The sequence below is a fragment of the Nocardioides sp. AN3 genome (assembly GCF_054653495.1).
This window is the reverse complement of sequence record NZ_BAAIGC010000038.1, coordinates 16,903-39,675: the sequence shown is the minus strand read 5'-3', so window position 1 is coordinate 39,675 and position 22,773 is coordinate 16,903. Positions and strand designations below refer to the sequence as shown.

22 protein-coding genes are annotated in these 22,773 nt (G+C 65.9%); 10 read left to right on the top strand and 12 right to left on the bottom strand.

From position 1 onward, the window contains the following. Window positions 1–24: 24 nt before the first annotated feature. Window positions 25–1,224: an IS110 family RNA-guided transposase gene (locus ACYQ1K_RS25115; RefSeq protein ID WP_459986237.1), complete on the bottom strand. Its 1,200-nt coding sequence runs from the start codon at window positions 1,222–1,224 to the stop codon at window positions 25–27. A 410-nt stretch (window positions 1,225–1,634) separates the two neighbouring features. Between ACYQ1K_RS25115 and ACYQ1K_RS25110 the strand changes: the two genes are divergently transcribed. Beyond that, a complete protein-coding gene (locus ACYQ1K_RS25110) occupies window positions 1,635–2,441 on the top strand; it encodes a glutaredoxin family protein (RefSeq protein ID WP_459986236.1) in 807 nt (268 codons plus the stop codon). Between the two features lie 122 nt (window positions 2,442–2,563). Here the strand turns inward: ACYQ1K_RS25110 and ACYQ1K_RS25105 are convergent, their stop codons facing one another. The 3 genes from ACYQ1K_RS25105 to ACYQ1K_RS25095 form a co-directional block, all read right to left on the bottom strand. Then, on the bottom strand, window positions 2,564–3,334 hold the full coding sequence (locus ACYQ1K_RS25105) for an ABC transporter permease (RefSeq protein WP_459986235.1): 771 nt from the start codon (window positions 3,332–3,334) through the stop codon (window positions 2,564–2,566). After that, window positions 3,319–4,056 (bottom strand): ABC transporter permease, encoded by a 738-nt coding sequence (locus ACYQ1K_RS25100; RefSeq protein ID WP_459986233.1) that lies wholly within the window; start codon window positions 4,054–4,056, stop codon window positions 3,319–3,321. Before ACYQ1K_RS25100 ends, ACYQ1K_RS25105 begins: the two co-directional genes overlap by 16 nt. A 97-nt stretch (window positions 4,057–4,153) precedes the next feature. Continuing rightward, window positions 4,154–4,984 (bottom strand): ABC transporter ATP-binding protein, encoded by an 831-nt coding sequence (locus ACYQ1K_RS25095; RefSeq protein WP_459986231.1) that lies wholly within the window; start codon window positions 4,982–4,984, stop codon window positions 4,154–4,156. 393 nt (window positions 4,985–5,377) lie between these two features. Between ACYQ1K_RS25095 and ACYQ1K_RS25090 the strand changes: the two genes are divergently transcribed. Next, a complete protein-coding gene (locus ACYQ1K_RS25090) occupies window positions 5,378–6,178 on the top strand; it encodes an SDR family NAD(P)-dependent oxidoreductase (protein WP_459986229.1) in 801 nt (266 codons plus the stop codon). Window positions 6,179–6,413: 235 nt separating this feature from the next. On the opposite strand, the gene ACYQ1K_RS25085 is transcribed toward ACYQ1K_RS25090, so the two are convergent. The 4 genes from ACYQ1K_RS25085 to ACYQ1K_RS25070 all read right to left on the bottom strand — a co-directional run bounded on the left by ACYQ1K_RS25085 (window position 6,414) and on the right by ACYQ1K_RS25070 (window position 10,307). Then, on the bottom strand, window positions 6,414–7,496 hold the full coding sequence (locus ACYQ1K_RS25085; protein ID WP_459986228.1) for an ABC transporter substrate-binding protein: 1,083 nt from the start codon (window positions 7,494–7,496) through the stop codon (window positions 6,414–6,416). Between the two features lie 196 nt (window positions 7,497–7,692). Further along, window positions 7,693–8,874 (bottom strand): thiolase family protein, encoded by a 1,182-nt coding sequence (locus ACYQ1K_RS25080; protein ID WP_459986226.1) that lies wholly within the window; start codon window positions 8,872–8,874, stop codon window positions 7,693–7,695. Window positions 8,875–9,054: 180 nt separating this feature from the next. After that, entirely contained in the window at window positions 9,055–9,273 is a 219-nt protein-coding gene (locus ACYQ1K_RS25075; protein WP_459986224.1) for a ferredoxin, read from the bottom strand. Between the two features lie 107 nt (window positions 9,274–9,380). Then, window positions 9,381–10,307 carry an alpha/beta fold hydrolase gene (locus tag ACYQ1K_RS25070; protein WP_459986223.1) on the bottom strand — a complete coding sequence of 309 codons (927 nt, stop codon included), beginning with the start codon at window positions 10,305–10,307 and terminating at the stop codon, window positions 9,381–9,383. Between the two features lie 253 nt (window positions 10,308–10,560). On the opposite strand from ACYQ1K_RS25070, the gene ACYQ1K_RS25065 reads away from it, so the two are divergent. Both ACYQ1K_RS25065 and ACYQ1K_RS25060 read left to right on the top strand, forming a co-directional pair. Then, window positions 10,561–11,355 (top strand): SDR family NAD(P)-dependent oxidoreductase, encoded by a 795-nt coding sequence (locus tag ACYQ1K_RS25065; RefSeq protein WP_459986221.1) that lies wholly within the window; start codon window positions 10,561–10,563, stop codon window positions 11,353–11,355. Window positions 11,356–11,429: 74 nt separating this feature from the next. Then, a complete protein-coding gene (locus tag ACYQ1K_RS25060; RefSeq protein ID WP_459986220.1) occupies window positions 11,430–11,990 on the top strand; it encodes a cysteine hydrolase family protein in 561 nt (186 codons plus the stop codon). A 157-nt stretch (window positions 11,991–12,147) separates the two neighbouring features. Here the strand turns inward: ACYQ1K_RS25060 and ACYQ1K_RS25055 are convergent, their stop codons facing one another. Genes ACYQ1K_RS25055 through ACYQ1K_RS25045 form a run of 3 tightly spaced genes read right to left on the bottom strand, consistent with a single transcriptional unit; the run spans window position 12,148 to window position 15,104 of the window. Beyond that, window positions 12,148–12,999, bottom strand: coding sequence for a 2-keto-4-pentenoate hydratase (locus tag ACYQ1K_RS25055; protein WP_459986219.1), 852 nt, complete (start codon window positions 12,997–12,999; stop codon window positions 12,148–12,150). A gap of 1 nt (window position 13,000) precedes the next feature. Continuing rightward, window positions 13,001–14,218, bottom strand: a complete 1,218-nt coding sequence (locus ACYQ1K_RS25050) for a CaiB/BaiF CoA transferase family protein (protein ID WP_459986217.1) — start codon at window positions 14,216–14,218, stop codon at window positions 13,001–13,003. 37 nt (window positions 14,219–14,255) lie between these two features. After that, window positions 14,256–15,104 carry a VOC family protein gene (locus tag ACYQ1K_RS25045; protein WP_459986216.1) on the bottom strand — a complete coding sequence of 283 codons (849 nt, stop codon included), beginning with the start codon at window positions 15,102–15,104 and terminating at the stop codon, window positions 14,256–14,258. A gap of 214 nt (window positions 15,105–15,318) precedes the next feature. On the opposite strand from ACYQ1K_RS25045, the gene ACYQ1K_RS25040 reads away from it, so the two are divergent. The 4 genes from ACYQ1K_RS25040 to ACYQ1K_RS25025 all read left to right on the top strand — a co-directional run bounded on the left by ACYQ1K_RS25040 (window position 15,319) and on the right by ACYQ1K_RS25025 (window position 19,525). Further along, the gene (locus ACYQ1K_RS25040; protein WP_459986214.1) at window positions 15,319–16,083 is read left to right on the top strand and encodes a FadR/GntR family transcriptional regulator; all 765 of its coding nucleotides are present in this window, start codon (window positions 15,319–15,321) and stop codon (window positions 16,081–16,083) included. Window positions 16,084–16,219: 136 nt separating this feature from the next. Continuing rightward, a complete protein-coding gene (locus ACYQ1K_RS25035) occupies window positions 16,220–16,753 on the top strand; it encodes a nuclear transport factor 2 family protein (RefSeq protein WP_459986212.1) in 534 nt (177 codons plus the stop codon). Window positions 16,754–16,894: 141 nt separating this feature from the next. Further along, complete coding sequence (locus ACYQ1K_RS25030; protein WP_459986210.1) at window positions 16,895–18,442, top strand: sugar ABC transporter ATP-binding protein; 1,548 nt, start codon at window positions 16,895–16,897, stop codon at window positions 18,440–18,442. 51 nt (window positions 18,443–18,493) lie between these two features. After that, complete coding sequence (locus ACYQ1K_RS25025) at window positions 18,494–19,525, top strand: ABC transporter permease (RefSeq protein WP_459986209.1); 1,032 nt, start codon at window positions 18,494–18,496, stop codon at window positions 19,523–19,525. Between the two features lie 423 nt (window positions 19,526–19,948). On the opposite strand, the gene ACYQ1K_RS25020 is transcribed toward ACYQ1K_RS25025, so the two are convergent. Next, window positions 19,949–21,118, bottom strand: a complete 1,170-nt coding sequence (locus ACYQ1K_RS25020) for a sugar ABC transporter substrate-binding protein (RefSeq protein ID WP_459986208.1) — start codon at window positions 21,116–21,118, stop codon at window positions 19,949–19,951. A gap of 206 nt (window positions 21,119–21,324) precedes the next feature. On the opposite strand from ACYQ1K_RS25020, the gene ACYQ1K_RS25015 reads away from it, so the two are divergent. Beyond that, window positions 21,325–22,164: a FadR/GntR family transcriptional regulator gene (locus ACYQ1K_RS25015; protein WP_459986207.1), complete on the top strand. Its 840-nt coding sequence runs from the start codon at window positions 21,325–21,327 to the stop codon at window positions 22,162–22,164. Between the two features lie 214 nt (window positions 22,165–22,378). Continuing rightward, window positions 22,379–22,741, top strand: coding sequence for a MarR family winged helix-turn-helix transcriptional regulator (locus tag ACYQ1K_RS25010; protein WP_459986206.1), 363 nt, complete (start codon window positions 22,379–22,381; stop codon window positions 22,739–22,741). Window positions 22,742–22,773: the final 32 nt, after the last annotated feature.

Below are 22,773 nucleotides of genomic sequence, written 5' to 3'. Positions count from 1 at the left end.
CGGGGGGTGTCCCTATGGGGTTCGTCAAGCCGCGGCCGGTGTTGATCGGTCTTCGTAGAGGGCGCCGTTGCGCAGCATGGCGTGGAGCACGTCGACGCGTCGTCGGGCGAGGCAGATGAGGGCGGCGTTGTGCTTCTTCTTCTCGGCGCGTTTGCGGTCGTAGTAGGCCCGGCTGGCCGGGTCGGAGAGGGCTGCGAAGGCGGCGAGGAAGAAGGCTCGTTTGAGGTTCTTGTTCCCGCCGCGGCTGGGGTGCTCACCCCGGATCGAGGACCCGGAGCGGCGGGTCACGGGGGCGAGGCCGGCGTAGGCAGCGAGGTGGCCGGGCGTGGGGAAGGACGACCCGTCGCCGACTTCGAGGAGGATGCGGGCTCCGGTCTTGACGCCGATGCCGGGCATCGAGGTCAGGACTCGGGAAAGAGGGTGTGCATCAAACATCTCCTCGATCTGCTTGGCCGCCCGGTCACGTTGGTCGAGCAGTCCGGCGAGCTGCTTGGCGAGCTGGGGCAGGACCAGCTCGGCGGCGGCCGTGCCGGGCACGGTCACGCTCTGCTGGGGCAGCGCGGCGAGGACGCCCTCGACGATCGCGACGTGCTTGCGGGGAGCACGTGGCTTGGTCGCTGCGATCAGCTGGCGACGCTGTGCCTTGCGGAGCCCGGTCGGCCCGCCGAACCTGGCCAGGAGCTCGAGCACGGCACGATGTTGCAGGTCTGGCCCCAGGACGCGTTCGAGGGCGGGGTGGATCTGGGTGAGCAGCCCGCGGATCCTGTTGCTGATCCGGGTGACCTCGCCGGCCAAGTCGTCGTCGTAGCCGACGATGACCTCCAGGTCGGCCAAGGCGTCCTCGCCGAGGTCGACGCCACGCAGTGCGTGCGGCATCGACCGGGCGGCCTCGGCGATGATGTAGGCGTCGCGCGCGTCGGTATTGGCGTTGCCGGGATGCAGGTCCGCGATCCGGCGCATCGCCAGCCCGGGCAGGTAGGCCACGTCGATACCGGCATCGCGGGCGACCGCGACCGCGAGTGCGCCGATCGAGGCTGGCTGGTCGACGACCACCAGCACCGGCCCGCGCTTGGCGAGCTTGTCGTACAGCGTCCGCAGCGCCGCCTCGTCTTGGGGCAGCGGCTTGTCATGGACTCGCTCGCCGTCGGGGTCGAGCCCGGTCGCATGGTGCTCGGTCTTGCCGACATCGAGACCGAGGTAGACGGCATACTCAGGGCGGGGCACTCGGACTTGGTCCTTCCAACTCGTTCGGCTGGTCACCGAGTCGGGCGAAGAGCGCCGGCATCCACGTTACGAAGAGACCAACCATCCGGCGGCCCTGTCCCTATCAGCGGTCATCCTCCGCCACCCCGGCGGCAACACCCCCCGGATCATGCATACGACAGGGGCAGAGAGCCATACCGGGCCTGGTGACCAGAACCCCTTGGTTGGGGCACGAAGAAGGTAACGGGGGCGGCGCTTGCTCGACACCCCGCCACCTCGCCTGATCGACGGGAAGCAGGTGCGCGGGCACCGCGTTCACCCGACGCGTCCCGCGCGGCGCCTTGCGATCCCCCTTGAGACCAGACTCTGTTTATCATCTTCATATTAGATTAGGGTGCGCCTGAACCCTGGTTCCAAACAGAGGAAAGTTCATGCCCACTGCCATCGCTGATCCCGAGATTCGTATCTACTGGAAGCCCGGCTGCTCCAACTGCGTGCGGCTCAAGGAGCACGTGACGCGGCGCGGTTTCAAGTTCACCGCCGTCAATGTGGTCGAAGACCCGGCCGGCTTCCAGGAGCTCGACACGCTCGGCGCCAAGGGCCTCCCCGTCCTGACTCGTGGCGACCGGTATGTCTTCGGCCTCGACCTCGCCATGGTCGATGAGGTGCTGGGGCTCAAGACGGATCGCGCCCCCTTGCCGGTCGAGGAGCTCATCGCACGATCAGTGCGCCATGTCGACGCTGCCCTTCGTTTCCTTCGCCAGCTCCCCGTCGCGCGTTACGAGGATGGCCTACCGGGGCGACCGGGCCGCACCTACTTCGGTCTGGCCAACCACGTCGTCGGCCACCTGAGCCGTCTCGTGCTGGTGGCCGAGCAGCCGGACACCGACTTCTCTCCGCTGGAGGTCTACGCACTCGCCGGATACCAATCCCCTCAAGGCGAGGACTACCTCGAGGAGAAGGTGACGGTCGAGGAAGTCGAGGCACGCGGCCGCGACCTGCAGCGCCGGGCAGAGGCGTGGCTCGTCAGCGGGGACAACCCCCAGCGCGAGGTCGAGATGTTCTACGGCAAGGTGCCGCTGCACCAGGTGATCGAGTCGAATACCTACTCGATCACGCAGCACACTCGTCAGATGCAGGCCGTCATCACGTTCCTGGGGTACCAGCCCGATGGCCCACTCGGCGAGGCGGACTACCGAGGACTCAACCTGCCCGTCGCGATGTGGGACGAGGTCTGATCGCCGACCACCTCGATGACAGCGCCCGGGGAAGTGGGCATCCGCGCGCTCTCCCGGGCGCTGTTGACCTTCGGCCTCGAGCATCAGTCCGCGAGCCATCAGGGCCCGGGTGACCTGAGGGGTCAGGCGCGCTGCGGCATCCAGCGCAGAAGCCGCCGATCAGCCGCCGACACCACCAGATCGAGCAGCCAGGCGAGCAGCACGACGACGAACAGGGCCGCCCAGATCTCGTTGACGTTCAGGTCGAACTGCCCGCGGACTACCAGGTAGCCCAGGCCGACCGTGGCGCCGACGAATTCCGCCGCGATCGCGGCTTGGAACGCGTAACCCAGGGTGACACGGGCCGAGCCGAGGAGCCAGCTCGCCAAGGAAGGTGCGTAGACGTCCTTGATGAGTTGAGGTAGCCCGGCTCCGAACAGGCGCATGTTGTTGACCAGATCCTCGTCGACCTCCCGGAATCCGGTCGCGACCACAAGTGTGACCGGAACGAGGATCACGAGGGCGACGAGGGTCACTTTGGACGTCAGGTCGTACCCGAGCCAGATGGCCAGGAACGGGTAGAGGATGAGCCGCGGCATGCCGTTGAAGAAGGCGAGGAATGGGCTTGCGACGCGGCTTGCGAACGAGGACAGACCCAGCAGTGTGCCCAGCAGCATGCCGATGATCGTCCCGATGATCCAGCCGGCGAGGAGCACGCGCAGCGTCGAGAGCGCGCTCTCCAGCACTGTACCGTCGCGCAGCCACGTGCCGAGCGTCGACAACGTCTCGGACGGCGTACCGAATGAGAACGGGTCCAGTACCCCCACCCGCGCCAGGAACGACCACAGCCCGAAGATCGACACGACCACAGCGAGCTGACCCAAGGGCAGCAGGGGTTTCAGAAGACGCGCCATTGCGTGAACCTTCTTTCGACGAGCGCGAGGACCCGATCGACGACGACGGCCAGGATGGCCACAACGATGATGCCAGCCACGACGGCGGCCGGCTCGAGCGTCTGCTGGCCCAGGGCGATGCGGAACCCGAGACCGCGGTTGGAGCCGAGGTACTCGGAGACCACCGCGGCCGTCAGGGCCCACGCGGCAGACAGCTGCAGGCTCGCGATCAGCCAACCGACAATCGAGGGAAGGTAGACGTCAGTCACGAGGCGCACGCGGCTGGCGCCGAGGACGCGCGTGTTGTCGAGTAGGAGCGGTTCAATACTGCGGACACCGGAATAGATGCCATAGAAGACGAGGAAGAAGATTCCGGAGGCCACGAACAGGACCTTCGAGGTCATGCTGAAGCCGAGCCAGAGAATGAACAGGGGTGCCAGGACGATCTTCGGCAGCGCATTGGCGGCAGCAATGAACGGCGCGAAGAACCGGTCGATCGCACGGACAGGAACGATGATCGCGACCAGGAGCAGCGCGGCGACCACTCCGAGCGCGTAGCCGAGCGCAGCCTCCGTCGCCGTCAACAGTAGGTCGGACCAGAAGCCGGACTCATGACCCCACGTGGCCATCTGGTCGAGCACGATCCTCGGGCTGCTCACGAGGGTGACCCACGTGGCGTCGCGCGAAACCCAGTACCAGCCGAAGACAGCGGCCAAGAACACGGCAAGGCGGGTGACCCACACGAGGGCGGTGGTCCTCCTACGTGACCGAGCTTGCGCGGCGACGCGCCGACTCAGAGACATGTCCGCCGCCGAGGCCTCCGTCGGCGCAGTCGAAAGCTCAGTCGACACGCGACCTCACCACCTCGGTGCGCAGCTGCTCCCAGATCTCCTCGTGCGTCTGGGTGAACATCGGGTCGAAGCGGACGTCGAGCAGGTTTCGCGGGCGCACAAGCGGCACCTCGTAGTCCCCGATGACCCGTCCCGGCGACGCGCTCATGACGACGACACGGTCTGAGAGGCCGACGGCCTCTTCCAGGTCGTGCGTGATGAACAAGACGGCCGGGCGGTAGGTGCCCCAGAGGGAGAGCAGGTCGTCCTCCATGATCAGACGGGTCTGGACGTCGAGGGCGCTGAAGGGCTCGTCCATGAGGATGATCCGAGGCTGATATGCCAACGTGGCGGCGATGGCCACGCGCTTGCGCATGCCGCCTGAGAGCTGCTTGGGATAGGAGTCAGCGAACTTAGCCAGGCCCACGCGCTCCAGCCACTCCTTGGCGAGGGCGCTTGCCTCTGCTTTGCTCTTGCCACGGTAGCGCAGCGGCAGCGCAACGTTCTGCAGGGCCGTTCGCCAGGGCAGCAGGGCATCGCGCTGGAAGATGAAGCCGACGTCACGGCTGACGCCCCTGACTTCAGCGCCGAAGGTGTGGACCGTTCCCCCGTCGGGCTTGGCCAGGCCGGCGACCAGGTTCAGCATCGTCGACTTACCGCAACCGGAGGGACCGACGACTGAGAGGAATTCGCCACGGCAAACGTCCAGGTTGACGCCAGTGACCGCAGTGAACGGTTTGCCGCCACGCATGAACTTCCGAGTGACATCAGCCAGCTTGATGGCAAGGTCCGCATCAGCGCTCGGCGCTGTCGACGTCGGGCGGTCGGTGATTGACGACATCGAGGTCTCCCCTCTTGTCGGATTGGCACTCACAGATCCCCCACCAATTCGGATTGGTCGATGTTCACGGTCTTCATGTCGCAGACGCCTCCCGGCTGACGACACGGCGCGATGCCGGCCTGCTTGGTCACGGACTGACGACGACAGGGACCTCTGGGGATACCTGCCCGAAGAGACCTACTCCTCCGGGGGCTCTCCATGGCTGCGTGATCGACGCCACCACAAACTAGTCATATTATGATCATGCTCAACGCAGGTGTCAACCGGCACGGCGGCCGCGAAAGCCGGCGAAAGAGCGGCCTCCGGGGCCGATCATCGGGCTGTAATTATCATTAACACATTCAACTACGGCGGGTGCCCGGCATGGGCGGCTCGCAGATGAGGAGACACCAGATGTCGACGACATTGATGACCGGCAAGACCGTCTTCGTCACGGGGGGAGGATCCGGGATCGGGGCCGCGGTTGCCAGGCTCTGCGCAGAGGAAGGCGCCGAGGCCGTGGTCGTCACAGACCGCGATGGCGACGCCGCCGCTTCGGTCGCCAAGTCGATCAACACCGACGCAGGCCGCGATGTCGCCCGGGCGTTCGCCCTCGATGTGACCAACCGAACCGAGGTGGACGCGATCGTCGCTCGGATCCAGGACGACCACGGTCGGCTCGACTGCGCCCTCAACAACGCTGGCGTCTCCGGACCGCGGCGCTGGCTCGGCCAGTACTCGGACGAGGACTTCAAGCAGGTCATGAACGTCAACCTCGAGGGGCTCTTCTACTGCCTCCGCGCCGAGCTGTCGTCGATGCAACGGGCGGGCGGGGGCTCGATCGTCAACATCGCGTCTGGCGCGACCATCGAGCCGCCGCCGGGCCTCGCTCCGTACGCAGCGTCCAAGTCTGGCGTCGTCGCCATGACCAAGGCGGTCGCCGGTGAGTATGGGCGCGAAGGCATACGTGTCAACTCCGTCCTGCCCGGAAAGATCCTGACGAGCCTGCTGCAGCAGAACTTCGACGAGGAGAAGCTAGCCGAGATCGCCACCAAGTTGCCGATGGGTCGCATCGGCGAGCCGCGCGAGCTCGCAGAGGGTGTCGTCTGGCTCTTCTCGAACCGCAGCTCGTACGTCAACGGCGCGGACCTGCTCATCGACGGGGGCGCTCACGCCGCCTCCCGCATCACGGAGGCCGACCGCGCCAGCCAGTAGGCACCAGAAGCAAGCGAGCCCCACTGGCGCAAGGAACCATGAGTTCGCTCGCCCAGCGGGGCCGCTGGTCGGTTGAGCGCGCGGGCACATACACCGAGCTCCCCACACAGCGCTGACTGGAACGGCCGATACCCGACGAGGACTTCTTGCGCGGCGCCCATCGTGGCTGCGGAAGACACGCGAAAGGGGCCGGGACCCATGGGTGGGGTCCCGGCCCTCCTCGGCCGTCAGAACGTCAGAGGGTGGGACGTGGGAGTCCGAGGATGTCGTACGCCTTCTCGACATAACTGTCGCTCAGGGCCGTCTCGACCTTCGGGCGCTGGTCCTCCGCGACGTTGCTGTACGTCATCACCGCACTGATGGACGCAGGCGTGTAGCCCCCGTCGGCACCAGCGAACGCCGGTTGGGTCAGCGCCCACTCCGTCTTGAACTGGTCGTCGTCCTTGTGAACCTTCTTGAATCCGGCAGGCATGAGATCGTAGGCCTGCGTAGCGTCGGTAGCCTTGCGCACCTTGCTGAGGCCCTCGACGATCGCCGTAGCCAGGGCCTGGGTCAATTCGGGGTAGTCGTCGCTGAAGCGCTTCGTCACGGACACGGCGTTACCGGGCATCGGCCCCCCGAGGACCGGACCATGCACGGCTAGGTTGTTGGCGTTGTAGACCTCATAGCCCGAGCCGTTGGTGATCGCGATTGCGGCGGACGTGGAGTCCATGGCGACGATGTCCGCCCGTCCCGTGCGGAGCGCGGGCTCGTAGGCAGCAATCGACCCGAGTGCGACGCCCTTCTGATGGTCCCAGCTCAGGCCGTTGTGCTCCGCGACCTTCTGCGCGTTGATCTGGGCCGACGAGCCCTCGGCCGTGTAGCCCCACGTGGCGCCGTCGTACGCCTTGATGTCAGTGCCATGGCTCTTCTCCAACTTCTTGGCACCGACGAAGACCAGACCCGGGCCGGTGAAGAGAGAAGCGATCGAGACCATGTCCTGGCCCTTGAGAACGGCCTGCACAGTGTCGGGCGAGGAGGTGCCCGCGTTGACGTTGACGGACCCCCCGAGCATGGCGGACATGGCGTCGGCGCCCTTGCCGAAGGATTGGAAGGAGATCTTCGTGCCGAAGTCCTTCTCGATCTTGTCGAAGCCCGGCTGGGCAGCCCACATGGCGCTGAAGATCGTGAGGTAGCTACCGATGGTGGCGATTTTGACCTCCTTCGGCGCTCGCTGGGAGCCAGCCGAGCTGTCGTCGCTGCCACCGCACGCACTGAGTGCCAGGATGCTCAACGCCACGGCTGCCGCGGCAGCCCGGCGAAGAAATTGGGGATACATGTTTGGACTCCTACTGGATGAGTACGTCAGGACGCGCCGACTGCGGGAAACCCGCGATCCGCGACCCCGCCAAAACGATGTGGCAGGTGTTAAACATAATTATGATTGGCATGACTGATGTCATAACGTAAGGGATCCTGCAGGCGCGGTCAACGGCTTGTTTGCCGGGACTTCGCAACCCGGTCGGTCGGCAGCTCTAGACCCTTCGGAAGAGCGCGGCGAGCGCCTGCCCCCCGCCGATGCACATCGTGACGATGCCGAGCTCGAGATCACGGCGCACCATGTCTTTCGCAACGCGGAGTGCCAGGTTCGCGCCTGTTGCCCCTACGGGGTGGCCCAGCGCGATCGCGCCGCCGTACGGGTTCGTCCGGACAGGATCCAGGCCAGCGTCGCGGATGCATGCGACGGCCTGCGCCGCAAACGCCTCGTTGAGCTCCACGATTCCGATGTCCGAGGGACGCGTGCCGGTCTGCTCGAAGAGACGCTGCAAGGCCAAGACGGGTGCATACCCCATCAGCTCGGGCTCCAGGGCGGCTGTCGTCACCGCTTCGAGCGAGACCAATCCGTTGAGTCCTCGTTCAGTGGCCACGACATCGCGCGCGAGGACGAGCGCCGCGGCCCCGTCGTTGATGCCAGACGAATTGCCTGCCGTCACGGAGCCGCCGCTCATGAACGCCGGGCGCAGGCCTGCGAGGGCTTCGAGCGTCGTCCCCGGCTTCGGGTGTTCATCGACAGACGCCGTGAACGGCACGCGCCCGGCCACCTCGACCGCAACGATCTCCTCCGCGAATGCCGCTGCTGCCTCCGGAGTCGCTGCTCGCCGCTGTGACTCCAACGCGAACTCATCCTGCTCCGGTCGGGTCACGCCGTACTTGGCAGCTACATTCTCAGCGGTGATACCCATCTTGACCCCGCTGAACGGGTCAGAGAGCATCATCACGGTCCCGTCGACGAGCTCACGGTTCCCCAGCCGATATCCGTCACGCGCCCCGAAGTCATAGAACGGCATTCTCGTCATCGATTCGTCGCCACCCGCAAGAGCGATGTCGATGCCGCCCCAGTTCATCTGCATCGCCGCCGACCAGATCGCCTGCAGGCCAGACCCACAAAGCCGGTTGACGGTATAGGCAGGCACGCTGATCGGCATGCCTGCGGCCAAGGCGACCCGACGCGCGTTGTACGCGTCGGCGCCGACCTGCCCGATGCACCCCATGACGACTTCGTCGACCTGTCCACTGCAGATGCCCGCGCGACGAAGTGCCTCTCGGGCAGCCACGGCGCCGAGCTCGTACCCCGCGACGTCTTTGAACATCCCTCCGAAACTGCCGATCGGCGTGCGCGCACCATCGACGATGACGACCTTGTTGTCGTGTCGCATGTTGTCCCTCGTTCTGCGGTGGGCGTGGACCTTCGTGCGCCGGTGCGCCTTTCAGCGGCCGGCGAGCAGGCCGTTCGAGTGGTCGCATGGCGACGGGTCAGCGGAGTACGAGCCCAGCTCAGCGGTCGGGCGACGCATGACTTGGCCGCGGCGGCCTGGTTCGAACCCCGGCATCGAAGCTCAGGATCGTTCGGACACCGACGCGATCGCGATTGCGCGGGTCGGACAGGACTCGACAGCCTCTCGCACAGCCTCTGCGGCACCTGCGGGGACCGCCGCTTCGAGAACCACAACGGTTCCATTGACGACGTCGAAGTTGTCTGGGGCGATGAAGGCGCACAGCCCTGATCCCATGCAGACGTCCGTGTCCGCCTGGATGCGCTCTTCGTGACCGCTCATCGGTTCCTCCTGGAGGCGTCCTGGGTCTGAGTGTTGCTAGACCGGATTGACTGGATGATCATTGTTCGATTGATGACCTGGTGAGCCTTCGACCGAGTCCAGGCCGGTCAGCTAACCTGACCAGCCAGCAGCGCTGCATCAGCGTCTCCGGCAGATGCCCGGCCATCGGTCAAGAAGTCGAGCTGCACACGGTTGTACTCCTCCGGCTGCTCGAACTGGGGCCAGTGGGCAGCCCCGTTGATGAGGTGGAACCGGACGTCGGGGATATGGGAGAACCCCTCGCGAGCGTCTTCGTAGGTGTGGATCGGATTCTGGTCCGTCCAGATGACGAGGGTCGGCGCCGCCACCTGTGCCAGGCGCTCAGGCGTCAGCCAGTAGTTCTGTGCGTCCTCGGGGTCGAACAGCTTGCTGAAGAGCTTGGTCAGCGAGTCCTTGATTCCGGGGCGCGCGTAGATGGCCTGTCGTATGCGGATGAACTCCTCAGGGACCTGCGTCGGATCGGCGAAGAGCCACGCCATGCGGGCCCGCACAGCCTCGGTGCTCGTCTGGTTCAGCGAGGCGGTGGTGCGCGCCAGCAGGTCCTCGACGTCCTCCGTCTGATGATCCTGGGTGGCCGGGAGGCCCCCCGAGGTGTTGAGTACGAGGCGATTGACCCTGTCCGGGTGCCGGATCGCCATCCACGCGGAGACCCGGCCCCCGAAGGACTCACCGCAGAAGTCGGCGCGTTCTATCTCAGCCACGTCCATGAAGCGCACGACATGGTCGATCACCTCCGCCGTCGTATAGCTGGCGTCGCCGGGGGCGTCCGTGAAGCCGTGTCCGAGCATGTCGATGGCATAGGAGCGGCGGTACGGCGCGTGCGGGCCGAGGTTCCGCACCCAGGTGTCGGCGTGACCACCGCCTCCATGCAGCAGCATCAGCGGTGCCCCTGAACCGCTCTCCAGGCAGCGGGTTCGCACGCCCGCAACGTCGTAGAACTTCTGCTCGAAAGCCGTGTCGAGCAGGTCGATCCAAACTGTGTCCTTCTCAGCCACGTCCAACGATCCTTCCCGGGCAGGCGCCGGCAGCCCGTTGCGGTGCTCGCCGCGCCCGTGAGTAATTAGCGATATTAATCATAGTCATGATTAGTCCAGTTGACAAGCCTCGTCACGAAATCGGGTCCGGCTCCTTGCTCGCCGGCGCGGCATTGCTCGTGACCCAAGATCGGCGTACTGTCGCGGCATGAACCGGCCTAACATAAGCATGTTTATGAGCGCCGGCATCGACCGGCCCCGGCAGGAGACGCAGATGAACGACGCTTCACCAGAACCCGCCATTTCTCGGTCGCGCGGGTACGGGCGGCTGCACGGTCGCACCGCGATCGTCTCGGGCGGCGGCGGGGGGATCGGCCGCGCCGTAGCACAGCTCTTCGTCAGCGAGGGCGCTTCCGTCCTCGTCTGCGACCTTCCCGAATCAGATGCAAAGGCAGTCGCCCAGTCGCTCGGGCCCGCCGCCGAATACCACCCGCTCGACGTATGCGATCCAGCCCAGTGGCAGGCCGCCGTCACCACGTGTCTCGATCACTTCGGAGCGACACCCGACATCCTCGTACAGGCCCACGGCGTCATGGTCATGGGTTCCTCAGACTCGTGCGACCCGGCCGATGTACGGCGCGCGTTCGAGGTGAACACGCTCGGTGTTCTGCACGGGATTCAGGCGGTAGGCCGACCAATGCGCCGCGGCCAGCGCGGTTCGATCGTGGTCGTCACGTCGATGGCGGGCGTGACGTATGGCGTGGCCGGCATGGCGCCGTATGCGATCAGCAAGGCGGCGGCTGGCGCGCTGGTGCGGAACGCGGCGCTCGACTTCTCCGGATCGGGCGTCCGCGCCAACCATGTCGTCCCCGGTCAGATCGATACGCCGATGTCGCGTAAGGCCGGAGTCCCGGATTCGTTCTTCGACAGGATGCCGATCCCGCGCTCGGGGCAGCCGCGCGACATCGCCCGGGCCGCGCTGTACCTCGCCTCCGACGACAGCTCGTGGGTCACTGGCACCGAGATCCTCGTCGACGGCGGCATGGAGGCTGGCCCCATCCTCGGATGAGCCGGTCGTAAACGCGCGACGAAGCCGCGACCGATCCCAGATGTTCTCGTCATCACCCTGAGAAAGAGGAAATTATGAACGACCAGGCCCTGCTCGTCATGGACTTCCAGCCCGTCATCCTCGGCGCGGTGGGAGGCGATGACAGTCCCGCCCTCGCCGCGGCGGTGGAAGCGGTCGCCGCCGCCCGCAGGCAGGAGATCCCCGTGGTCTTCGTTCGTGTGGCGTTTCGCCCTGGCTACCCGGAAGTGACCTCTGCCAACAAGGGCCAGAGGCCCCTCGCAAGCTACGGCGACGTCTTCGTTGAGACCGAGCCGACGGCACAAGTGCACCCAGCCTTTGGTGTCACGGAGAAGGACATCGTCGTCACTAAGCGCCGTATGAGCGCGTTCGCCGGCAGCGACCTGTCCGCCGTCATCACCGGCCTCGGCGTCTCGCGGCTCGTCCTCGCCGGCCTGACCACTGCGGGCGTCGTCCTCTCCACAGTGCGCTACGCCGGCGACTGCGACTTCGGCATCACAGTGCTCTCCGATGCATGCGCCGACCCCGAGGCAGACGTTCACGACTTCCTGATCGAGCGCGTCTTCCCCGTGCAGGCAGATGTCGTCACGGTCAAGGAGTGGGCGACCTCCCTCTGACCACCCGCAGTCGCCGCCGCTCGAGGGGGCCGTCAACCACGGGTCGGGGCTCGGTCGTCAAGGATCGGGCCCCGGCTTGTCACACCTCGGGCAAGAGGGAGGATCCGTTCGGCCGATCGTCCGGCCGCCGCCTCATGGGCGAGAGGGCCTTGGGCCCTCAGGGCTCGCGGCGTCGCGCCGGAGTGCCTTCAGCGAGGTTGACGGTGACGCGGCCCAAGGGCTTGATGACCGCTTCGACCCTGGCCCCGGCATGTACGGCACTGAGCTTCCCCAGCGCGCCCGAGAGGACCACCTGGCCCCCGAGGAGCGGATCACCGAACTCGCGAGCGCGCCGTGCGAGCCACGAGAGAGCGTTCAGCGGGTCGCCAAGGCATTCCCTGCCATCGCCCGACGCAACAAGGTCTCCGTCGACGCGCAGCCCCATCAGCACGTCCGCTGGCTCGAACTCGTCGAGCGACTTGCGGTCACGCCCCAAGACGAACAACCCGCTCGAGGCGTTGTCCGCCACTGTGTCGCCAAAGGAGATGTCCCAGTCCGAGATCCGGCTGTCGACGATCTCGAGAGCCGGAACAGCGAACGCCACCGCTGCCCGACATTGGGCGATGTCCAACGGCCCTTCGACCAGGTCGTCCTTCAGCACGAAGGCGACCTCGGCCTCCACTCGCGGCTGCAAGAGCCGTTCGTAGGGGACCACGTCTCCGTCATTGAATTTCATGTCGGCGAAGAGAACACCGAAGTCGGGTTGGTTCACGCCGAGTTGTATCTGAACCGCCTCCGAGGTGGCCCCGATCTTGCGCCCGATCACCGTGGTGCCAATCGCCCGTCGGGCGTTGCAGCGGGCCTGCACCAGATACGCGGCATCGATGTCGTCGGACCCGATCAGATCTCGCACGGGCGCGCATGGGATCCCGGTCGACGCCGCCAGCCACAGCCGCTCCGCCGCCTGGTCGATCGCCTGCTCCGTGACCATCGAGGCGAACGGTCGCCGCTCCTCCTCGCCCAGCGCCACGTCACGCTCCCTCGGGAGCGAGCTCCCGTTCAGTCAGGCTCTGGTCGTCCAGCGGATGTCCCCAGGTGCTCGTCACCGACTCGGTGTGCTGGCCGAGCGTCGGCGCCGGCTCGAGGTCCGGGGTGCGTCGACCGTCGAAGAGGAACGGTGCGCGCACCGTCCGGATGCGCCCCTGAGACGGGTGCCTGACCTCGGCGAACACCTTCTGGTCCCGCAGATGGGGATCGTCGAGCAGTTGCTCCAGGGAGTTGACCGGCGCGTGCGGAACGTCGATCTCCTCGAGCATCTCCAGCCACTCCGCCGTGCCGCGGAGGACAAGCTCATCGGCGACGAGAGCGTAGACCGCATCGATGTTCGCGGTCCGGCCGCCGAGGGTCGCGAATCGAGCGTCATCGACCAAGTCGACATGGCCGGTAGCGCGAAGGAAGGCGGCCCAGTGGCGGTCGGTGTAGAGCATCACGCTCACATAGCCGTCGCTGGTCCTGAAGGGTCGGCGGTACGGCGAGGCCGTCCGCGGGTAGAGGGCCGGACCGGACGGCGGCTCGAACGTGAGTCCTCCCAGCTGCTCGGCCGTGAGGAAGGCGACCATGGCCTCGAACATAGGAACGCGGACCACTCGCGGCGCCTGGCCCCGTCCACGCGACGTGAGCTCGGCGCAGATAGCTAGAGCCGCGTACATCCCTGCGGTCTTGTCGGCGACCGCCGTCCTGACGTATTCGGGTTCACGACCGTTGCCCTGGACCCAGGCCACTCCCGACATCGCCTGGATCGTGTCGTCATACGCGGGCCGCGCGGCGTAGGGGCCAGGACCGAAGCCGACGAGCTCGCACAGGACTGCGTTCGACCCGACCTCTGCGAGTCCGTCGGCCGTCAGTCCCACGCGCTCCGCCGCTTGGGGCCGCATGTTGTGCACCACGACGTCGTAGTGCGGAAGAGCCCGACGCAGCTGATCTCGATCCGCAGGCTCGCGCAGGTCGAGAATCACGGACCTCTTCCCCGCGTTGAGAGCAAGGAAGATCGGGGACATCTCCGCCTGCCGCCCCGGCGTCAGGTGTCGAACGACGTCACCTGACGCCGGTTCCACCTTGTCGACGCTCGCTCCGAGCTGCGCGAGCAGCAAGGTGCAGAACGGGCCCGACATCGTGCCCGTGAGGTCGAGGATCCGTACTCCATCGAGCGGTGCGCGCGCGAACGCAGCGTCGCCTACGCCGTTGTCCATTCGATCAGTCCTTACGCAGTGGGGCAGACAGCCGTGATCAGTAACCGGCTGGCGGCTCGTAGACGTCCTTGGCCCGAATCGTGCGGACGAAGGTGCGCGGCTGATGGTTTCCGGGCACGACCAACCCGTGCTCGATGCAGAACTCGACACCGAGCCCATCCGGAAGGCCCTCGAAGTAGAAGCCGATCGAGCCGGAGGTCTCGTGACGAATGAGGTCGTCACGCAGCTCGAGTCCGGCCCGACGCACGATTGCCCGCGCGCGCATGACGTCGTCGAACGTCTTGGTCTGGAAGCACACATGGTTGACGACCCGCGGGCCGGGTCGCCGCTGCAGCACGAGCGAGTGGTGAGCCCCGTTGGACGCGTGCAGGAAGGCCGTGGTGTCCTCGATGAAGTCGGAGACCCCGAAGCCGAGGACCCCGGTATAGAAGGCGAGGGCCTGGTCGAAGTCCGATGCCGAGACGGCGACGTGCAGGAGCTGGTCGACCTGAGCCCACTTCGGCTGTGCGCCGCCCGCGATCTTGGCCATGCCGGTGAAGATCTCGACCTCGGTGCCGTCCATGTCGACGAATCGGACGGCCTCAGTCACGAAGTCCTGGTCGAAGTTGCGAACGCGCTCATAGGCAACACCTGCCTCTGCGAGCGCCTTCTCCACCTCTTCGAAGGAACTGCCCCCGTCCAGCTCGAAGGCCATGCGCACGAGTCCGGCGGGCTTCGACGAGTCTTGTCGGACCTCGACCCAATGGTGATCCCCGTTACCGCCGAGGAAGGCCCTGCTAGCGGAGCGGCCGTTAAGTTGGAGTTGCCCCGGCCCCTCGAACAGCGAGACCGCGGCCTCGAGGTCCTCTACGTTGACGGTGATGTATCCCAGGCGTGAAACAAGCATCCCGACCCCTCGTCCTAACTCTGTCTACGATAATTATCGTATCGCCCCACGGCGAGAACTACAACGCCCCTCTGGTGGAATACCTGACCCTTGCGCCTCACGTTCGCGCGCCAAACGGATCTTTGACTACCATAGGAACGCTTGCCACCGAAGGCGTCCGCGTCGCTGGCGGGCCAATGAAGCCCTCGCGAGCGCCCCCAGGAAAGGGATCACCATGGCTGGACCGATATCGAGGCCGATGAAGCAGGCCGAGATCGTCGCTCGCGACCTCACCAACCAGATCGTCGTGGAAGACCTTCCGGAAGGGACGAAGCTGGCGAACGAGCGCGAGATGCTCGAGACCTATCAAGTCGGTCGCAGCACTCTGCGCGAGGCCCTTCGCTTGTTGGAGAGCCGCGGGGTGCTGACGATCCGCTCGGGGCGGGACGGAGGGCCGATTGTACGGCGACCCCGCGCCTCCGATCTCGGCGAGGCGCTGACGCTCCTGATGCAGTTCGAACGGGTGCCGTTCTCGGAGGTCTTCACGGCCCGACAGGCACTGGAACCACGGGTGACGAGGCTGGCAGCCGAAGGCATCGACGACGAGACCCTCGCCGCCCTTCACGACTCCAACGACAAGATGGCGGCTCATCTTGATGATCGCCATCTCTTCCGCGAGGAGAACCGGCGGTTCCACGAGTTGGTAGCGTCGGCCGCGCAGAGCCCCGTGCTCGAGATGTTCTGCGCAGCACTGGAGTCCGTTGCAGGCGGCATGGCCTTCGGTCAGGTGGCCGCGGAGTTCACCCATGAACAGCGTGCGACGGTCCTCGAAGCTCACCGCAACATCTTGAAGGCCCTCGTCGAGCGCGATCCCGATGCAGCCGAGGAGGCGATGCGGGTGCATCTCGAGGAGGGGATGGCGAACTGGAAGGCCGCCTACCACGATCTCTCGGCGCAGCCCGTCCAGTGGTCCCTTCTCCCGCCCCTCGGTTCTCGCTGACGATTCGCATCGAGGTTCGCACCGCCGCTGGGCGGTCAAGGCCGGGTTCGAACGAAAACCCTATGCATGATAGAGAGGATCCGTTAGATTCCCATCGGCTGCCTGCACCGCTCACGCCGATGAAAAAGGATCCAGGATGACCATCGAAGCCGATGTCCGCTACCTGCTGGACCGCCTCGCGATTCAAGACGTGCTCGCGCTGTACGCAGCGGGGCAGGACGACTTCCAGGGCGCCCACTTCGAGGGCACGGCCGCGACGTGGGCGCGAGTCTTCACCGATGATGCGATCGTCGACTACAGCGCCGGCGGCTGCGAGCCCGCTCCGTGGCGCGACATGCTCGCCTGGATGCGTGGGAGCTCCGATAAGACCGGGGTCATGACCGCAGCCTTCGACCGTTGGCAACACATGCTCGGGCTCCCGATCGTCACGATCGACGGCGACACCGCGACAGCTCGCCACGATCTACTGGCCACTCACACCTCGATCGACCAGAGCGACGGCGGCTACCACTTCTACGACGCCTGCACCTTCGTCGACCAACTGGTCCGAACCACGGACGGCTGGCGGATCAGGCACCGCAAGCTCTCGATCCACTGGGCCGGCGCACTGCAGGTTCGGATCAACGCCTTCCAGCCGGACCCGCTGCCGGCTGACAGGGGGACGGCGTAGCGCCCGTCGATGGCTTCGCCACATGTGGCGTGGGGACGCGTACGCCGTCGTCACCAGAACGCCCTTCGAAGGCTCTCTTGTCACTCATCGTGACCCACGTTACATTACTACTATGATCATGGTTCAGCGAAGGCGCCCCCGATGACGGACCCGAACTCGACCAGTAACGGTTCCTCGGGCGCCGCCGTGCTCAGAATCGCCAACCTGTCGAAGACATTCCCGGGCGTCCGCGCGCTCAAGAGCGTCAACCTGGAGATCGAACCCGGTGAGATCCATGCCCTCGTCGGCCAGAACGGGTCCGGTAAGTCGACGCTGATCAAGGTGTTGGCCGGTGTTCACCAACCGGATGAGGGCGGTGTGGCCTCGGTGAACGGTCGGGATCTCGCACTGGGCAACGCCAAAGCTGCCCACGAGCTGGGCATCCGATTCGTGCATCAGGACCTCGGACTCGTAGGCAACCTCGACGGCATTGACAACCTTGCCCTGGGATTCGGATATACGACTGGCGCCGGGGGCCGTATCAGGTGGTCGGCCCAGCGCGAGAAGGCCCGTGAGATCATCTCGCACGTCGTCGACGACTTCCCTGTCGACGCCCTCGCCTCCTCGCTCAGTGTCTTCCAGCGCACCGCCCTGGCGATCGCCCGAGCCCTCCAGGACTGGCGAGATAATGGCTCCCTACTGGTGCTCGATGAGCCCACCGCAACGATGCCCCGGGGTCAGGTCGAGCATCTCTTCACGTTGCTCCGCCGCATTCGCGACCGCGGTACGCCAGTGCTGTTAGTCACCCATCACCTCGAGGAGGTGTTCGGTGTGGCCGATCGGGTGACCGTTCTCCGAGACGGCGAGGTCATCACCACAACTCCCGCCAATGCCCTGGACACCGCCTCGCTGGTATCCCTGATGACCGGCGGTACCGACCGCGCACTCCAGCGACGCGAGTCTCCCGTCAGCGCGTCGAGCGAGGTCGTCATGAGCCTGCGCGGGGTCGACGGTGACGTGGTGGAGAGCCTCGACCTCGACGTGCACCGCGGTGAGATCTTGGGAATCGCCGGCCTCAGCGGATCGGGCCGCGAGGAGATCTGTTCGTTGGTGTTCGGCTCTGCTCGCCGTGGTGGCGAGGTGGCGGTCAAAGGCAAGGTAGTCCGCCCGATGCGGCCCGAGGAGAGCATTCGATGCGGCGTGGGCCTCGTCCCCGCCGACCGACACCGGCAGGGCCTCGTGATGACCCAGTCGGTGCGCCGAAACCTGACCCTCAGCAGCCTCGTCGACTTCGTCAAGTGGGGCCGCGTGCGACAGGCACCCGAGATCAAGGCCGCCGAGCAGGCCGTCGAGCGGTTCAGCGTGAAGACTCCGTCGACGGAGTCCCCTGTCGCGGCCCTGTCCGGTGGGAACCAGCAGAAGGTCGTGCTCGCCAAGTGGCTGCGCACCCACCCCACCGTGCTCCTCCTGGACGAGCCCACCCAAGGCGTCGACGTCGCAGCACAGGCCGACCTCCACCGACTACTCCTCGAAGCAGCGGACAACGGCACGGCGATCCTGGTCTGCAGTTCCGACGAGCTCGAGCTCAGCGCGATCTGCGACCGCGTCGTCGTGATGAGCCAAGGCCGTGTCAAGGCCGAGCTGTCGCGCGCCGAGGCCACGGCCGAACGCATCTTCGAGGCCACCATCGAAACCGTTTCTGCATCATGACCAACATCTCCCCGTCCACGACCGACTTCCACAGCACGAATGAGTGATGACATGACCAGTTCAGTGGAGAATCCTCCGACGGCTAGCACCGCGGATCGCTCAACGTCCAGCAAGCCACGCAAGTCACTGAGCCACCGACTGGCGGTCGACCGATTCTCAGGTGTCTACATCATTCTCGTCCTGCTGCTCGTCTTCAGCTTCTGGATCCCGGAGACATTCAGAACGGAGGCGAACGTCCGAGTGCTCCTGGCCAGCCAGGCCATCACGGGCATCATCGCGCTCGCGGCGACGATCTGCCTGATCTCCGGCGTCTTCGACCTGTCGATCGCCGCGACGATGTCGCTGTCGATCAGCGTCGTGGGCAAGCTGCAGGCAGCCGCCGGCATCAACTGGCTGCTCGCGGTAGCAATCGCGCTGGCCATCGGAGCCCTCGTCGGCTGTGCGAACGCACTCGTCGTCACGCGCTTCAAGATCGACCCGGTCATCGGCACGCTTGCCATGTCGTCCATCCTCGCGGCGGTCTCGTATTGGATCGCGAGCGGCGAGACGATCCTCTACGGCATCGACCCCACGTTCACGTCGCTCGGCGGCGTCGGCCCCCTTGGCATACCTGCGCCGGTCTACTACATGCTGGGGATCGCACTGATCGCCTGGTATGTGCTCGAGCACACGCCAGCCGGCCGCTTCGTGTATGCCGCCGGCGGCAATCCCGAGGCCGCCCGACTCAGCGGCGTAAATGTCACCTTCGTGACGTGGCGAGCACTGATCGCCTCGGGTGTCCTTGCCGCCGCGGCCGGCGTGGTCCTGACGATGCAGCTGGGGACAGCCCCGTATGCCGGTGGCTTGCCCTACCTGCTCCCTGCGTACGCCGCCGCATTCCTGGGCTCGACGCAGATCGAGCCCGGCCGTTTCAACATCGCCGGCACCGTCGTTGCCATGTACATCGTGGCGGTCGCCGTGCGCGGCCTCCAGTTGAAGTATCCGGACTCACCGTGGATCGCCGACCTGGTCCAGGGCGTGATCCTGTTGGTGGCCGTCGGCTTCGCCGTCTGGGCAGCGCGAAAGCGAGTGAGTCGGGCCTAACCTGACTCCCGCAGTACTCGAGGGGCTCGGCGATCCACGTGGTCGCCGAACCCCTCGAGTGCTTCTACGGCTGCGCTCGATGCAGGACCGGATCGACGTCGCCGATCCAGCCCGTCACAGACCGGCGTCGTCCTTAGATGCGATCGGCGCTTAACACGTCCCGCGGGGAAGGTACGTCTGACTCGCATACGTCCGATTCCTGCATCCCTGCGCCCAGTAGCTTCATCCATCGACGCGTTACAGCCGGTCGGACCCTCCCGGTACAGAGCGCGCGCCCGAGCATCCTCGTGATGGAGCCGACCGTGAGCCCGGTCCGAGCCAGGGAGTAGGCGGGTCTTCAGCGCCGTCCCAGGACTCTCGGCGCAACGGGAATGGCCGGACGACCTGGGGGTCGTCCGGCCATTCGGTTGGCGTGAGCCAGGCTCAGCTCACGTTCCAGAGACCCTTGTAGAGCTCGGCGATGTTCGACGGGACAGTGGGAACGCCCTCGCCGTCCGGCACGTTCTCCTTGGTGAGGAGCGCGAGCGGGTATCCGCCGGTGTCCTTCTGGAGCGCGCCAGTGGCAGCAATGCGTGCCGCCATGTCATCGGTGTCGAGGCCGTTGACGTACGAGGACTGCAACACCCACCACGCGTTGGTGCCGGCGCGCAGATCCGCGATGCTGTTGTCGTTCGGGACCTGGCCGAAGATCTTGACGTCATCCAGACCAGCCGTCTTGAGCGCCTGCGCCAGGCCACCGGCGATGTCGCCGATCACGGTGTAGGCGTACTTGGTCGAGGTGTCGGCCTGGAGTTTCGAGACCATCTGCTGGGTCGCCTTGGGGGTGCCGATGTCCTGCGGCTGGATCTTGACCACGCTCACCTTGCAGTCCGGGCAATTCTGCCGGACGACCGACTGATACTCGTTGTCGCTCACGTCGATGATGGGGTAGTCCAGGCTGAAGACGACGGTATTTCCCTTGCAGCCGGAGTCCGCGAGCATCTTGTTCGCGTGGATGTCGGCGATGAGCTTGGCGGTCTCAGTGGCGTTGCCCACGCCAGCGAGGCCCGGGCTCGAGACCGGGGTGTCGGTCGTCGAGTTGATGACGACGTTAATACCAGCTGCCTTGGCTGCATCGATCTGCTTCTGGGCAACGGCGGCGGGCAAGCCGGACCACGAGACGAAGTCGGGCTTCTGCGCGATCACGGTATCGAGCTTCGCCAAGAAGTCAGGCACCGTGTTGTCGTAGACGACCGACTTCGCGGTCCAGCCCAGCGCCTTAGCACCTTCTTCGACACCCTTGAAGGTGGACGCCGTCGCCGGGAAGTTCTGCCGGATGTAGACGAGCGTCTTGCCGGCCGGGGGCGCCTTGTCCAGCTTGGTGTATCGGGCCGGCGGCGAGGCGGGCAGTGCGGTGGGGAACTTCTCCCAGTCGGCGAGGAACGCGTCGGCCTTGTCGACGCACGCCTTGGCGGCCGACGAGGTCGGTTTCGTCTCGCTCCCGCTGGAGTTGGCGTCAGAGCCGGAGCCGCAGCCGGAGAGCAGGAGTGTTCCTGTCGTGGCCGTGGCAGCAAGCGCCAGCCATCGTGCGGCGCCTCGGGGCTTGGTGATCATCGGGGTATGTCCTCCTGGTCTACTTGCCGGGCGGCCGTGACCCGAGTCTCCTGATATGGCCTCCTGTGACCCAGCGCACATATCCTATGCCTATCATGACTATGAATACCAGACCTACAGAGTACAGATGCGCGTCGCCACATCGACCGCCTCCGTGGCCGCTCACCTGCCAGCCTCGTGAGGACTTCAACTAGGGCGGAGATCAAGTGGCGAGCGTCTACTCTATGATTGATAATCACATATCCTGTGCACTGCAGGGTGAGCCCGATTCAGGGGACGAGATGCCCAGACCAGCCGGACGACCGCTCAAGCAATCAGAGATCATCGCCCGAGCGCTCACCGCCCAGATCGTCTCGGAGCGACTTCCCGAGGGAACGCGCCTGCCGAACGAGCGCGAGATGCTCGAATCGTTCCAGATCGGTCGCAGCACACTTCGCGAGGCGCTGCGCCTCCTGGAAAGTCGGGGCGTGCTCACCATCCGATCCGGTCGAGATGGCGGCCCGATCGTGCGTAGTCCGAAGGCGTCGGATCTGGGCGAGGCGCTCACACTGCTCCTCCAGTTCGAGAAGGTGTCGTTCTCGGAGGTGTTCTACGCCCGCCAGGTCCTGGAGCCGTTGGTCGCCCGCCTCGCCGCGCAGCAAGTCTCGCTCGACACCCTCGCCGCACTCGACGCGAGCAACGCGCGCATGGCCACCAACATTCAGGACCGCGAGGTGTTCCGCGAGGAGACGATCAACTTCCACAGCTTGATCGCCTCCTCGGCCGAATGCCCAGTCTTGGAGCTCCTCGTCGGGGCCCTCGAGTCGGTGGCAGGTGGCTTGGCATACGGCGCAGTTCCCGCGAACTTCACCGACCAACAACGAGCCCGGGCGCTCGCGGCCCATGAGGAGATCGCCGAGAGTCTACGGACCGGCTCTCCGGAAGATGCCGAGGTCGCCATGGCCACTCATCTGCTCGAGGGTGGCGAATCGTGGCGCGTTGCCTATGCGGACCTTAACCAGGTGCCGGTGGAATGGGCTTCGATCGATGCGAGATATTCCTCCTAGCGGGCGACCGATGAACAGCAGCGGAAGCCTGGCCGAGACGGGCGCTGATGCCCGTGCGACAGTCGTGGTCACACCCGTCGCCGGAGGTCCCGTCGGGCCCACCGGCGGCCAGTACACTTCGGCTATGGCGCGGCAGACGACTTCGGCCCTCGCCATTGATTTCGCGCGAGTCATCACACGCATGCGAGCGCGTCTACGCCGCGAGCAGTCCTCGTTGACCAACCGAAGCCTGTCGCAGCTCGCTGTCCTCGGCCGGATCGCCGAGGACCAACCCATCACCGCAACTGACGTCGCCGCCGCCGAGCACGTCAGGCAGCAGTCGGTGGCCGAAATCGTGACGACGCTGCGCGCGCAGGGGCTGGTGCAGGGAGAACCCCATCCTCGAGATCGCCGCAAGCTACTGCTGTCCTTGACTCCCCAGGGTCAGGAGTACGTCGAGTCGATCCAGGCCTACCGCGGCGCTTGGCTTGCTCGGGCGATCGATATGCACGTGAGCGCTGAGGAGCGCGAGACGCTGGCCAGGGCGGTCACCATCATGGCCAGGCTGGCCGATGCCCAGGTCCCTCCCCTCGACTGAGACCCGCACTCGCCCCTCACCAGCTGCGGTGA